The sequence below is a fragment of the Shewanella fodinae genome, assembly GCF_014651955.1.
In the GTDB taxonomy this organism is placed as follows: Bacteria; Pseudomonadota; Gammaproteobacteria; order Enterobacterales; family Shewanellaceae; genus Shewanella; species Shewanella fodinae.
Genome location: NZ_BMXW01000014.1, coordinates 1 through 13,183, shown reverse-complemented (window position 1 = coordinate 13,183; position 13,183 = coordinate 1). Strand labels below are relative to the sequence as shown.

General features: G+C 48.7%; 11 protein-coding genes, 4 tRNA genes and 2 rRNA genes. 1 reads left to right on the top strand and 16 read right to left on the bottom strand.

All coding sequences use genetic code 11. The features are described 5' to 3' along the window. Positions 1-14: 14 nt before the first annotated feature. From rpoB to IE064_RS12675, 12 genes are all read right to left on the bottom strand, one after another. On the bottom strand, positions 15-4,046 hold the full coding sequence (rpoB, locus tag IE064_RS12730) for a DNA-directed RNA polymerase subunit beta (protein WP_189618132.1): 4,032 nt from the start codon (positions 4,044-4,046) through the stop codon (positions 15-17). A 244-nt stretch (positions 4,047-4,290) separates the two neighbouring features. Next, the gene (gene rplL, locus IE064_RS12725) at positions 4,291-4,662 is read right to left on the bottom strand and encodes a 50S ribosomal protein L7/L12 (protein ID WP_189618131.1); all 372 of its coding nucleotides are present in this window, start codon (positions 4,660-4,662) and stop codon (positions 4,291-4,293) included. A 54-nt stretch (positions 4,663-4,716) separates the two neighbouring features. Further along, positions 4,717-5,217, bottom strand: coding sequence for a 50S ribosomal protein L10 (gene rplJ / locus IE064_RS12720; protein ID WP_133040227.1), 501 nt, complete (start codon positions 5,215-5,217; stop codon positions 4,717-4,719). Positions 5,218-5,462: 245 nt separating this feature from the next. Beyond that, entirely contained in the window at positions 5,463-6,167 is a 705-nt protein-coding gene (gene rplA, locus IE064_RS12715; protein WP_189618130.1) for a 50S ribosomal protein L1, read from the bottom strand. Between the two features lie 4 nt (positions 6,168-6,171). Continuing rightward, positions 6,172-6,600 (bottom strand): 50S ribosomal protein L11, encoded by a 429-nt coding sequence (gene rplK / locus IE064_RS12710; protein WP_189618129.1) that lies wholly within the window; start codon positions 6,598-6,600, stop codon positions 6,172-6,174. Positions 6,601-6,722: 122 nt separating this feature from the next. Continuing rightward, positions 6,723-7,274, bottom strand: coding sequence for a transcription termination/antitermination protein NusG (gene nusG / locus IE064_RS12705; RefSeq protein ID WP_133040224.1), 552 nt, complete (start codon positions 7,272-7,274; stop codon positions 6,723-6,725). Positions 7,275-7,282: 8 nt separating this feature from the next. Next, positions 7,283-7,654, bottom strand: a complete 372-nt coding sequence (gene secE / locus IE064_RS12700; RefSeq protein WP_189618128.1) for a preprotein translocase subunit SecE — start codon at positions 7,652-7,654, stop codon at positions 7,283-7,285. 242 nt (positions 7,655-7,896) lie between these two features. Further along, on the bottom strand, positions 7,897-9,081 hold the full coding sequence (gene tuf / locus IE064_RS12695) for an elongation factor Tu (RefSeq protein ID WP_133040222.1): 1,185 nt from the start codon (positions 9,079-9,081) through the stop codon (positions 7,897-7,899). Positions 9,082-9,198: 117 nt separating this feature from the next. Next, positions 9,199-9,274, bottom strand: a tRNA-Thr gene (locus tag IE064_RS12690). Positions 9,275-9,281: 7 nt separating this feature from the next. Beyond that, positions 9,282-9,355 (bottom strand) — tRNA-Gly (locus IE064_RS12685). 35 nt (positions 9,356-9,390) lie between these two features. After that, positions 9,391-9,475, bottom strand: a tRNA-Tyr gene (locus IE064_RS12680). Between the two features lie 6 nt (positions 9,476-9,481). After that, positions 9,482-9,557, bottom strand: a tRNA-Thr gene (locus IE064_RS12675). A 243-nt stretch (positions 9,558-9,800) separates the two neighbouring features. Between IE064_RS12675 and coaA the strand changes: the two genes are divergently transcribed. Then, complete coding sequence (gene coaA, locus IE064_RS12670) at positions 9,801-10,748, top strand: type I pantothenate kinase (RefSeq protein ID WP_189618127.1); 948 nt, start codon at positions 9,801-9,803, stop codon at positions 10,746-10,748. On the opposite strand, the gene birA is transcribed toward coaA, so the two are convergent. The 4 genes from birA to IE064_RS12650 all read right to left on the bottom strand — a co-directional run. Next, positions 10,749-11,708, bottom strand: coding sequence for a bifunctional biotin--[acetyl-CoA-carboxylase] ligase/biotin operon repressor BirA (gene birA / locus IE064_RS12665; RefSeq protein WP_189618174.1), 960 nt, complete (start codon positions 11,706-11,708; stop codon positions 10,749-10,751). A 2-nt stretch (positions 11,709-11,710) separates the two neighbouring features. After that, positions 11,711-12,733, bottom strand: coding sequence for a UDP-N-acetylmuramate dehydrogenase (gene murB, locus IE064_RS12660; protein ID WP_189618126.1), 1,023 nt, complete (start codon positions 12,731-12,733; stop codon positions 11,711-11,713). Between the two features lie 115 nt (positions 12,734-12,848). Beyond that, positions 12,849-12,964: ribosomal RNA gene (gene rrf / locus IE064_RS12655) — 5S ribosomal RNA — on the bottom strand. Between the two features lie 125 nt (positions 12,965-13,089). Beyond that, positions 13,090-13,183 (bottom strand): 23S ribosomal RNA (locus tag IE064_RS12650); the annotation flags it as partial.

Below are 13,183 nucleotides of genomic sequence, written 5' to 3'. Positions count from 1 at the left end.
AGTCGTGTTGCGCCTTACTCTTGGTCCAGTTCGATATTGATACCGAGTGAACGAATTTCCTTCAGCAGTACGTTGAAGGATTCAGGCATACCGGGTTGCATCTGGTGATTGCCGTCAACGATGTTCTTGTACATCTGAGTACGACCGTTAACGTCATCGGATTTCACAGTGAGCATTTCCTGCAGTGTATAAGCAGCGCCATACGCTTCTAGGGCCCACACTTCCATTTCACCGAAACGCTGACCACCGAACTGTGCTTTACCACCGAGTGGCTGCTGGGTAACCAAGCTGTAAGAACCGGTAGAACGCGCGTGCATCTTGTCGTCCACCAAGTGGTTCAGTTTCAGCATGTACATGTAACCTACAGTCACCTGACGTTCGAAGGCATTGCCGGTAAGACCATCGTAAAGAGTCATCTGGCCGGAAGTTGGCAGACCTGCCAGTTCCAACATATCTTTGATCTCTTTCTCTTCGGCACCATCGAACGCTGGAGTGGCGGTTGGCAGACCCAGTTTCAGGTGGCTGGCCAGACGCATCACTTCGTCATCAGTAAAGGAGTCGATATCCACTTTCTGCTGCACACCTTCACCCAAGGCGTAAACCTTTTTGATGTAGTCGCGCAGTTCCGCCACTTCACGCTGTTCTTCCAGCATGGCATTGATGCGGTTACCGATCCCTTTGGCTGCGGCACCTAAGTGCACTTCCAATACCTGACCGATGTTCATACGTGAAGGTACACCAAGCGGGTTCAATACGATGTCCATCGGTACGCCGTGTTCATCATATGGCATATCTTCGATAGGACAGATCTTGGAGACCACACCCTTGTTACCGTGACGTCCCGCCATCTTGTCACCAGGCTGGATAGTACGTTTAACCGCCAAGTAAACCTTAACGATCTTCAGTACACCCGGCGCCAAGTCATCACCTTGAGTGATCTTGCGGCGTTTGATTTCAAATTTCTTATCGAAGTCAGCTTTCAGCTCTTCGTGTTGCTCAGCCAGCTGTTCCAGCTCGGTTTGTTTAGCTTCATCGTCAACAACCTGAACCAGATATTCCTTACGTGGCATATCTGCCAGCTTGGCTTCACTGAAACCGCTATTCAGCAGCAGGTTACGGGCACGATCAAACACACCTTCTTCAAGGATCTTGAACTCTTCAGTCAAGTCCTTACGTGCCTGAGCAATGTGCATCTCTTCAATTTCGATAGCACGTTTGTCTTTTTCGACACCATCACGAGTGAAGACTTGAACGTCGATAACGGTGCCTTTCACTGAGTTAGGTACACGCAGTGAGCTGTCCTTAACATCAGATGCTTTTTCACCGAAAATCGCCCGCAGCAGTTTCTCTTCTGGGGTCAGTTGGGTTTCACCTTTAGGTGTCACTTTACCTACCAGAATGTCGCCGCCCTTCACTTCTGCGCCGATATACACAATACCGGACTCATCCAGTTTGGAGAGTGCAGATTCACCCACGTTCGGGATATCTGCCGTAATCTCTTCGCTACCCAGTTTGGTATCACGAGCGATACAGGACAGTTCCTGAATGTGAATAGTGGTGAAGCGATCCTGCTGAGCCACTCGCTCAGAAATCAGGATGGAGTCTTCGTAGTTGTAACCGTTCCAAGGCATGAACGCGACGCGCATATTCTGGCCCAGCGCCAATTCGCCAAGGTCAGTTGATGGGCCATCGGCCAGTACGTCACCACGAGTCACAGGCTCACCAACATGGCAGCAAGGACGCTGGTTAATACAGGTGTTCTGGTTAGAACGGGTGTATTTAGTCAGGTTGTAAATGTCGATACCGGCTTCGCCTGGGCGCAGCTCTTCTTCATTCACTTTCACCACGATACGGCTAGCGTCAACGTAATCGATCACGCCACCACGTTTCGCGGCAACTACCACGCCTGAGTCCACAGCCAGCGTACGTTCAATACCAGTACCTACCAAGGGTTTTTCAGACAACAGTGTTGGTACCGCCTGACGTTGCATGTTGGCACCCATCAAGGCACGGTTCGCGTCGTCATGTTCCAAGAATGGGATCAAGGAAGCCGCCACCGAGATGATCTGCTGTGGTGATACGTCCATATATTGGATGTCAGACACACGCATAAAGGTAGATTCACCCTTATGACGGCAAGCGACTTGTTCATCCAGAATGCGGCCAGTTTCGTCGAGGTCAATGTTTGCCTGAGCAACCACATAACGACCTTCTTCGATAGCAGACAGATATTCCACTTCGTCGGTTACGACACCGTCAATCACTTTACGGTATGGAGTTTCCAAGAAACCGTAAGCGTTGGTACGGGCAAACGTCGACAGTGAGTTAATCAGACCAATGTTTGGACCTTCAGGGGTCTCAATCGGGCACAGACGACCATAGTGAGTCGGATGTACGTCACGGACTTCAAAGCCTGCGCGTTCACGGGTCAAACCACCAGGGCCAAGGGCCGAGATACGGCGCTTATGGGTTACTTCTGACAGCGGGTTGTTCTGATCCATAAACTGTGACAGCTGAGAAGAACCGAAGAACTCCTTCACTGCGGCAGAAATTGGCTTAGCGTTGATCAGATCCTGCGGCATCAGCTCGTTAAGATCGCCCAATGACAGACGTTCACGCACGGCACGTTCTACACGTACTAATCCAACGCGGAACTGGTTTTCAGCCATTTCACCCACAGAGCGGATACGACGGTTGCCCAAGTGGTCGATATCGTCAACTTCATCGAAGCCATTACGGATTTCGATGATTTTCTTCATTACCGCAACGATGTCGTCTTTGCTCAGTACACCAGTGCCAGTATTCTCGTCGATGTCGAGACGACGATTGAACTTCATACGACCGACTTTGGACAGATCGTAGCGTTCTTCGGTGAAGAACAGGTTCTGGAACAAGGCTTCGGCGGCGTCCTTGGTTGGTGGCTCGCCAGGGCGCATCATACGGTAGATTTCTACCAGCGCTTCCATTCGGTTAGTGGTGGAGTCGATGCGCAAGGTGTCAGACACATATGCACCGTGATCCAATTCATTGACATACAGCGTGCTGATATCTTTAATACCGGCCTGAGACAGGTTAGCCAGCACTTCCAACGTCATTTCATCGTTGGCGGTCAGCAACACTTCACCAGTATCTGGATCGATGTAATCTTGTGCAGCAAGTTTGCCCACAATGTAATCAACCGGCACTTCCAGTTCAGTAGTGTTGGTTTTTTCCAACTGCTTGATATGACGGGCTGTAATACGACGGCCTTTTTCTACCAGCAGATTGCCACCAGAATCTTTGATGTCATAGCTGGCAGTTTCGCCACGCAGACGTTCCGGTACCAACTTCATCACCAGCGAATCTTGCTTGATGGTGAAATCTACGCGATCGAAGAAGGTATCCAGGATTTCCTGAGATGACATATCCAGCGCACGCAACAAAATAGTCGCAGGCAGCTTACGACGGCGGTCGATACGGACAAACAACGCATCTTTTGGATCGAATTCAAAGTCCAGCCAGGAACCACGGTAAGGAATAATACGGGCGTTATACAACACCTTACCTGAAGAGTGAGTTTTACCGCGGTCATGATCAAAGAACACACCTGGAGAGCGGTGTAACTGGGAGACGATCACACGTTCAGTACCATTGATAACGAACGTACCGTTCTCAGTCATCAATGGGATATCACCCATGTAAACTTCTTGTTCTTTAATATCTTTAACAGTGCCAGCGGCAGCTTCACGATCAAACAACACCAAACGCAGTTTTACGCGCAATGGTGCGGAATATGTGACACCGCGGATTTGACACTCTTTTACATCAAATACAGGCTCACCCAGCTTGTAGCTGACATACTGCAATTCGGAATTGCCAGAAAAGCTCTTAATCGGGAAAACGCTGCGGAAAGCGGCTTCTAAGCCACGCTCACCGGTGGGATCTTGATCGGTGAACTTCTTGAATGAATCTAACTGAATCGCCAACAGATAAGGGATGTCCAATACCTGAGGACGCTTACCGAAGTTTTTGCGAATACGCTTCTTTTCAGAATAGGAGTAAACCATGGGTTTCCTCTGCTTGCGAGATGTGACCAAGACTGAACCAACACAGGGTTAATCCAGCACGTTTGCCCATCACCGATTTGTGGCAAGAACCTAACCAATAATCACTGCTAGGAACTGCACTTATACGAACGATTTCACGGTGAAAAAATCATCGGCGCCTACAGCGCAAAAAAGGCCGACGGTCAAAAAACCGCCAGCCTACACCCGGATTTAACGGCCGGATGGGAGTAAGTCAGTATATAACTTACTTGATCTCTACAGTAGCGCCAGCTTCTTCCAGCTCTTTCTTCAGAGCTTCAGCTTCGTCTTTAGAGACACCTTCTTTAACTGCTACAGGGGCAGATTCAGCCATTGCTTTGGCTTCTTTCAGACCCAGACCAGTTGCGCCACGTACGGCTTTAATTACAGCTACTTTGTTTTCGCCGTGAGAAGTCATAACGACGTCAAATTCGGTTTTTTCTTCAACTGCAGCAGCAGCTTCACCAGCGCCACCAGACACAACGGCAGCAGCGGCAGAAACGCCGAACTTCTCTTCCATTGCTTCGATCAGTTCAACAACTTCCATTACAGACATTGCTGCAAAGGCTTCAAGGATTTGGTCTTTAGTGATAGACATAAGAAATATTTCCTATTGTTCTGAATTCAATTCGGTTAAGCAGCAAGCCAATAATTAGGCTGCTTCTTGTTTTTGATCGCGTAGCGCAGCCAGTGTACGAACGAACTTGCCGGCAGATGCTTCTTTCAAAGTCATCATCAACCGTGCCAGTGCTTCTTCGTAAGTCGGCAGTTTTGCCAAACGATCAATGTCAGCTGCAGGGATGAACTCCCCTTCAAAAGCTGCGCCTTTAACTTCGAAATTAGCCTGCTCTTTCGCAAAGTCCTTTAACAGACGAGCGGCAGCACCTGGGTGCTCGTTAGAGAAAGCAATCAAAGTTGGGCCAGAGAACACTTCGCCAAGGCACTCAAAAGCAGTACCTTCAACAGCGCGACGAGCCAGAGTGTTACGTACTACGCGTACATATACACCATTAGCACGAGCGGCCTTACGCAGTGTGGTCATGGCGCCTACAGTTACGCCGCGGGAATCCGCAACAACTGCAGACAGCGCACCTTTGGCAGCTTCGTTGACTTCAGCAACAATCGCTTGTTTGTCTTCGAGTCTTAATGCCATTGGGCTTTACTCCTGGATTCTACCTAGGGTTTCCCCTAGCGTTTACCTTACTGAACAGAAATCTGTTCAGTTACTTACGGTGCAGATAATCCAGCAGAACAAATCTATCTGGGGCCTGACACCGTCTACGCAGGAAATTAAGTATCTTAACTAAGAGACACCTGCGGTCTTGGACGGAAGCCCGAAAATCGGGCTCCAACCCACAAAGTGCGCGCATTATAGGCTAATGAGCGCATTTTGTAAAATTAAGCAGCAGTTGTATCCAGAGTGTTCTGGTCAACAGCAACACCGGCACCCATGGTAGTGGATACGGTGATCTTCTTGATGTACTGGCCTTTCGCAGCAGCAGGCTTAGCCTTCTTCAGCGCTATCATCAGTGCTTCAAGGTTTTCTTTCAGCTTGACAGGTTCAAAGTCAGCTTTACCGATAGTGGTATGGATAATACCGTTCTTATCGTTACGATAACGGACCTGGCCGGCTTTAGCGTTCTTAACGGCTTCAGCAACGTTAGGAGTCACAGTGCCAGTTTTAGGGTTAGGCATCAAACCACGGGGGCCGAGGATCTGACCTAACTGACCAACAACGCGCATCGCATCTGGAGAAGCAATTACTACGTCGAAGTTCATTTCACCGGCTTTTACCTGGGCAGCCAAGTCGTCCATACCCACCAGTTCAGCACCGGCTTCTTTGGCAGCTTCAGCATTAGCACCCTGAGTAAATACGGCAACGCGAACGTCACGACCAGTACCGTGAGGCAGTACAATAGCACCACGCACGTTCTGATCAGATTTACGGGGGTCAACGCCCAGGTTAACGGCAACGTCTACACTTTCAACGAATTTAGCAGTCGCCAGTTCTTTCAACAGCGCCAGTGCTTCATTGATGTCGTATGCTTTGGTAGCTTCCACTTTTTCGCGGATAACGCGCATGCGTTTAGTCAACTTTGCCATTGTATTAATCCTCTACTACCAAACCCATGGAACGAGCAGTACCTTCGATTGAGCGAGTCATCGCTTCAACGTCAGCACCAGTCATGTCGACAGCTTTCAGTTCAGCAATTTCCTGAACTTTAGCGCGTTTGATAGTACCCACTTTCTGAGTATTAGGACGGCTGGAACCTGATTTCAGGCCTGCAGCTTGCTTCAGCAAGAATGATGCTGGAGGTGTCTTGGTTTCGAAAGTGAATGAGCGATCGCTGTATACAGTGATCACTACTGGGATAGGCATGCCCTTTTCCATTTTTTCTGTACGGGCGTTAAACGCTTTACAGAATTCCATGATGTTCACACCTTTCTGACCCAGTGCCGGACCAACTGGTGGTGAAGGGTTGGCAGAGCCTGATTTTACTTGCAGCTTAATATAAGCTTCAATTTTCTTAGCCATCTGATTTTCCTCAGTTTGGGTTCAAACGCCCGTACAACACGCACAGGGCTCCCCGAAAACAACGGGTGCGGATTATATAGAAATCCACACCCGTTGCCAAACGGATTTTGTCGTTAATTTAATCAGCTTTTCTCAACCTGATTAAAGTCAAGTTCTACTGGAGTAGAACGGCCGAAGATCATGACAGACACTTTTACGCGGCTCTTGTCATAATCCACTTCTTCAACAGTACCATTGAAGTCAGCAAACGGCCCATCGGTAACCCGAACCACTTCGCCAGGTTCGTACATAACACGATGAGTCGGAGAATCGGTGGTTTCCTGCAAGCGGCGCAGAATTGCGTCGGCTTCTTTATCGGAAATCGGGGCCGGACGGTCAGAGGTACCACCAATAAAGCCCATTACCCGTGGAATACTTTTCACCAGGTGCCAAGATTCATCGTTCATTTCCATCTGAACCAGCACATATCCCGGGAAAAACTTGCGTTCGCTTTTACGACGCTGTCCGCCGCGCATTTCTACTACTTCTTCAGTAGGCACCAGCACTTCACCGAAGTACTTTTCCATACCGTGCATTTTGATATGTTCAATCAGTGATTTGCACACCCGGCCTTCATAACCAGAAAAAGCCTGTACGACATACCACCTTTTTTTAGCTTCATTCGCTTCTGTCATGAGAAAGCCTATACGCCAGTAATAAGGTTGACAATTTTCAACAGGGCTGCATCTAGGCCCCACAGGATGATGGCCAACACACCGGTGGCAATCAATACAATAAAGGTCGTATTGAGCGCTTCCTGTCGAGTAGGCCACACCACTTTACGGACTTCAATCTGCGATTCTTTAGCAAAAGCCAGAGCTAGTTTGCCTTTGGTTGTCTGCAGTGCAACAAAGCCTGCAATGGCAAACAGTACGATCACGCCGAGGGCCCTTACCACTACGCTGGCATCGCTGTAATAATGGTTGCCGACAATAGCAACAGCCAGCAGCACAATAGTGATCACCCACTTAAGAATATCCAGAGAATGGCCCTGGTTTTCGGTATTTGTTGTCATCGGTTAATTCCGTTACTCATTGCGACCCGAGCATAAGGGCCTGTCAGAATTCTGTAAGCCCAGTTATATCCCCAATATATTTTGAGGCACTGCCTATTTCAGGCTCAAAAAATCGGCCATAGATTGTATGCTTAATCCCTTATCCGATCAAGGACACAGGTTGTTTGATATCGCAAAATTCATCGTCGGTAATGAAACAAAAAAGGAAGCCGAAGCTTCCTTTTCCATCCATCTCGACCTGATTAGGCGATGATCTTCGCTACCACGCCGGCGCCTACTGTGCGGCCACCTTCACGGATCGCAAAACGCAGACCTTCATCCATCGCGATTGGGCAGATCAACGTCACTACCATCTTGATGTTGTCGCCTGGCATTACCATTTCTACGCCTTCTGGCAGTTCGATGGTACCGGTCACGTCAGTTGTACGGAAGTAGAACTGTGGACGGTAGCCTTTGAAGAATGGAGTATGACGACCACCTTCTTCTTTTGACAGTACGTACACTTCTGATTCGAACTTGGTGTGTGGAGTGATTGTGCCTGGTTTAGCAAGTACTTGACCACGTTCCACTTCATCACGTTTAGTACCACGCAGCAGTACACCTACGTTTTCACCAGCACGGCCTTCGTCCAGCAGTTTGCGGAACATTTCAACACCAGTACAGGTGGTCTTAGTGGTGTCGTGGATACCCACGATTTCGACTTCGTCACCTACACGGATGATACCGCGTTCTACACGACCTGTTACTACTGTACCACGACCGGAGATTGAGAATACGTCTTCGATTGGCAGCAGGAATGGGTGGTCGATGTCACGTACTGGTTCTGGAATGTAAGTGTCCAGGGCTTCTGCCAGTTCGATGATCTTCGCTTCCCACTCTGGTTCACCTTCCAGTGCTTTCAGGGCTGAACCCTGAATAACTGGCAGGTCATCGCCTGGGAAGTCGTATTCTGACAACAGTTCACGCACTTCCATCTCTACCAGTTCCAGCAACTCTTCATCATCTACCATGTCACATTTGTTCATGAATACGATGATGTAAGGTACGCCTACCTGACGAGACAACAGGATGTGTTCGCGAGTCTGTGGCATTGGGCCGTCAGTCGCAGCCACTACCAGGATCGCGCCGTCCATCTGCGCGGCACCGGTGATCATGTTTTTTACATAGTCAGCGTGCCCTGGGCAGTCTACGTGTGCGTAGTGACGAGTTGGAGTGTCGTACTCTACGTGAGAGGTGTTGATGGTAATACCACGTTCACGCTCTTCTGGGGCGTTATCGATTGCCGCGAAATCTTTTGCTTCACCGCCGTAAGTCTTGGCCAATACAGTTGTGATAGCTGCAGTCAGAGTGGTTTTACCATGGTCAACGTGGCCAATGGTACCCACGTTTACGTGGGGTTTACTACGTTCAAATTTAGCTTTAGACATGGTATTGCCTCAATCTAAGATTGTTTGGGGGTGAAACCAGTACATAATGAAAAAGTCCGACGCAACACGCGTCGAACGTCTATCTTACACGGCAACAGATTGGCTTTCCAGGAAGGCTGGTGCTGATACCCAGAATCGAACTGGGGACCTCATCCTTACCAAGGATGCGCTCTACCGACTGAGCCATATCAGCATGATTTTGGAGCGGGTAGCGGGAATCGAACCCGCGTTATCAGCTTGGAAGGCTGGAGTATTACCATTATACGATACCCGCGCACCTAACCTAGGCTATCTATTTACCTTTAAAAATGGTGGAGGGGGAAGGATTCGAACCTTCGAAGGCGGAGCCGTCAGATTTACAGTCTGATCCCTTTGGCCACTCGGGAACCCCTCCAATGAATGGTGCCGGCACCAAGAGTCGAACTCGGGACCTACTGATTACAAGTCAGTTGCTCTACCAACTGAGCTATGCCGGCATTCATTTCGGTAGCGGATATTAGGTAAATGTCGCTCCGAGTGCAACATAAAATTAGTAAAATTCAGAAAAAATCACTCAAACGCCGTTTTTTTGGCCGAAGACCTGCAATAACAATTTGTCTGTCTGAAAGGCTGTCGACATCCATCAACCGAAGTGGCCGCTAAACCGCAGCTACACAATATTTTTATTGTTGAACAATTTTGCATGGTGTACTGTGCCTGTCCTTGGATAAGGGGATCAGATGTCACTGTCAAATACCATTCAGCAGGCACTTTATATGCCTTTTAATCGCAATTCGTGGGCACAACTGCGCGATGCAGTACCATTGACCCTAACTGAAGCTGATCTGAGCGAATTACGCGGCATCAATGAGAAGATATCATTATCGGAAGTCACTGATATCTATCTGCCCTTGAGCCGGTTATTAAATCTGATTGTGAAGGCGAAACAGCAACGCGGTGTCGTGCTGAATCAGTTTCTTGGGCAACAGGCAGCCAAGAGTACATACATCATCAGTATTGCAGGCAGTGTGGCCGTGGGTAAAAGCACCACTGCCCGTATCCTTCAGGCGCTGTTAAGTCACTGGCCGGAACATCCCAAGGTTGACCTGATCACCACCGATGGCTTTCTGTACCCCTTGGACGAACTTAAACGCCGTGGATTATTACAACGCAAAGGCTTTCCTGAAAGCTACGATATGAAGCTGTTAGTAGAATTTGTTTCTGCTATCAAATCTGGTATTGAGGAAGTGCAGGCACCGCTGTATTCCCATATAACCTATGATCGCCTACAACAAACCATCAGTGTACGTCAGCCGGATATTCTGATCCTTGAGGGACTAAATGTGCTGCAGACAGAGCTCGACTCTCCGGTGAGTATCAAGCGCCCGTTTGTTTCGGACTTTGTGGATTTTTCTATCTACGTTGATGCCGAAGAAAAGTGGTTGAAGGAATGGTATATCGACCGTTTTTTACAGTTTCGAAGCAGCGCCTTTGCCGATCCCAAATCCTACTTTCATCACTTTGCCAGTTTAGCCGATGACGAGGCAACAAAAATGGCATCTCATGTCTGGGATACCATTAACGGCCCTAACCTGCGGAGCAATATTAAGCCCACCCGCGAACGGGCTCATTTGATCTTGAAAAAAGGTAAAAATCACGCCATGGAACAAGTATTATTGCGCAAGTAATCAGGCTTGCCGTAGGCTGATCTCACCACCGACAAAATGCTGTAGTCCATCGGTGGTATCCAGCACGACACCACCTTGAGTGTCTATTCCCTGATAGCAGCCACTCACACTTTCATTGCCAACTAATAAGCGTACTTCACGCCCCAAATAAATATCAGCAGCGTGCCAACGTTCAGTAAAGACGGCTAAACCACTTTGCTCAAACAGCTTGAGATCTTTGCGTAACTGCTGTTGTAGCGTTAGTGCCAACAGAGTCTTATCTGGATCGCTGATAACCTGTCGCAGATCGCTCCAGGGTTGCTCGATCAGCTCGCCTTGCTGCTGAGGCATAGCGATATTCACCCCAATACCTATGACCAGATTGCAACCACTGTCAGCAGTGCCAGTCATCTCTATCAGTACACCTGCCAGTTTGCGATTTTCAAAGTAGATATCGTTAGGCCATTTGACACCTATATTATCGGCGCCAAGCTGCTGCAACACGCTAACCAATGAACATGCAACCACCAAGCTTAGCCCCATCGCCTGTGACATTCCCAAAGGTAGATGCCAGAACATTGAGAAATACAGATGGCTGCCATAAGGTGAGACCCATTTGCGCCCTCGGCGGCCTCGCCCAGCCGACTGAAACTCCGCAATACAGATGTCGCCGCACTGTAACTCTTCGGTATATTGCAGCAAAAAAGCGTTGGTACTGGGGATTTCATCAAAATAGAAACAGCGATTGGGGCAATTGGTGAGCAACTTAGCCTCATCCATGAGGAATACCGGGTCAAACAACTTATAGCCCTTGCCTTTGACACTGCAAATATCTATTCCATAGTCAGCAAGCGCATTGATGTGCTTGCTAACAGCAGCGCGGGATACTCCCAGCACCTCAGCTAGAGCCTCACCAGAGACAAACTCTCCTTGGTTTAAGCGAGCCAGAATAGCGCGTTTACGTTGCCATGATCCTGATATCATCAGATCCCCCTTTCCCCATAAGCCCCATAAGTTCGGGGCTCTGGCTCCATAACTATCCCAAATACTTGATGTACTTTGGCACGAACGGCTTTCAATGCTTGTACCACGTCAGCCCCTTTGGCTCGCCCCAAATTTACCAGCACCAAGGGCTGTCCTTCATGTACCATGACCTCCCCAAACGTTTGCCCCTTTAAGCCGGCCTGATCAATCAACCAAGCGGCTGCAATCTTCAGCTTTCCGTCCGGCAATTCGTAAGCGACTATATCTGGGTAGCGAGCGGCTAAGTGCTGGTAGGTATCAGTGTCTATTACTGGATTCTTAAAGCAACTACCAACATTGCCGAGTACAGCAGGATCAGGCAATTTTTGCTGCCGTACTTGGCATACGATGTCATATATCTGCTGAGGCGTAACACTGTCCACGGGTAAATGTTTTAACGGACCATAATTCAGTATCGGCTTCCAAGCTTTCGGCAACTTGATACCAACACGCGTGATAATCGCAGTATTACGCAATTGCTGCTTAAATATCGATTCACGGTAGCCAAACTCGCAGGCATCGGCACGTAATCTTTTGATACGACATTCTGGTAGTTCTAGGTACTCAACCCAATCACAGGCTGCCGCGAACTCCAAACCGTAAGCGCCTACATTTTGTATAGGAGCCGCCCCAACTGTGCCGGGGATCAGCGCCATATTCTCTAATCCAGCGATACCTTTCGATAAACAGAACTGTACCAACCCATGCCAGCTCTCTCCGGCAGCGGCGGACAAGTAGTAATATGCCGTATCTTCGGTAACTTCTATCCCTTTTATCGCAATATGGATAACGGTGCCGAGATAGTCTTCCAACAGCAACACATTGCTCCCACCACCAAGGATGAGGAAAGGCTCGCCCTGTTGTTGCAGCAACTGACAACATTGGATGAGTTCCGCAACTGATGTCACGTCAATGAATGCTTTACAAGATACATTCAGTCCAAAGGTGTTATAGGATTTTAAAGAGAACGGATTGTGCGACATGAGAGCCAATAGCTGAAAACAGAAGCACGCATTGTAACCTCAGATCATAAGGTTTGCATCAATACGGGAGAAAAGCGATAGAAAGCAAAAAGGCCCCAGTTTTCACTGANTAGGCGCTTGGCGATGACCTACTCTCACATGGGGAGACCCCACACTACCATCGGCGCGATTGTGTTTCACTTCTGAGTTCGGGATGGAGTCAGGTGGTACCACAATGCTATTGTCACCAAGCAAATTCGTTAATTCGGAAAGCTGCTTTCGTGCGTAGTCGTTCTCATACTTCAACCAAGTCTTGCCATTCATTCAAGGTATTCACGACCTCCTGGGAGGAAGTGCTAAAAACCCATCTGGGTTGTATGGTTAAGCCTCTCGAGTCATTAGTACAGGTTAGCTCAACGCCTCACAACGCTTACACACCCTGCCTATCTACGTCCTGGTCTCGAACGGCTC

What these genes read in the sequence shown, in the direction of transcription:
- rpoB (WP_189618132.1), bottom strand. Translation starts at nt 4,046, where the DNA reads ATGGTTTACTCCTATTCTGAAAAGAAGCGTATTCGCAAAAACTTCGGT.
- rplL (WP_189618131.1), bottom strand. Translation starts at nt 4,662, where the DNA reads ATGTCTATCACTAAAGACCAAATCCTTGAAGCCTTTGCAGCAATGTCT.
- rplJ (WP_133040227.1), bottom strand. Translation starts at nt 5,217, where the DNA reads ATGGCATTAAGACTCGAAGACAAACAAGCGATTGTTGCTGAAGTCAAC.
- rplA (WP_189618130.1), bottom strand. Translation starts at nt 6,167, where the DNA reads ATGGCAAAGTTGACTAAACGCATGCGCGTTATCCGCGAAAAAGTGGAA.
- rplK (WP_189618129.1), bottom strand. Translation starts at nt 6,600, where the DNA reads ATGGCTAAGAAAATTGAAGCTTATATTAAGCTGCAAGTAAAATCAGGC.
- nusG (WP_133040224.1), bottom strand. Translation starts at nt 7,274, where the DNA reads ATGACAGAAGCGAATGAAGCTAAAAAAAGGTGGTATGTCGTACAGGCT.
- secE (WP_189618128.1), bottom strand. Translation starts at nt 7,654, where the DNA reads ATGACAACAAATACCGAAAACCAGGGCCATTCTCTGGATATTCTTAAG.
- tuf (WP_133040222.1), bottom strand. Translation starts at nt 9,081, where the DNA reads ATGTCTAAAGCTAAATTTGAACGTAGTAAACCCCACGTAAACGTGGGT.
- coaA (WP_189618127.1), top strand. Translation starts at nt 9,801, where the DNA reads ATGTCACTGTCAAATACCATTCAGCAGGCACTTTATATGCCTTTTAAT.
- murB (WP_189618126.1), bottom strand. Translation starts at nt 12,733, where the DNA reads ATGTCGCACAATCCGTTCTCTTTAAAATCCTATAACACCTTTGGACTG.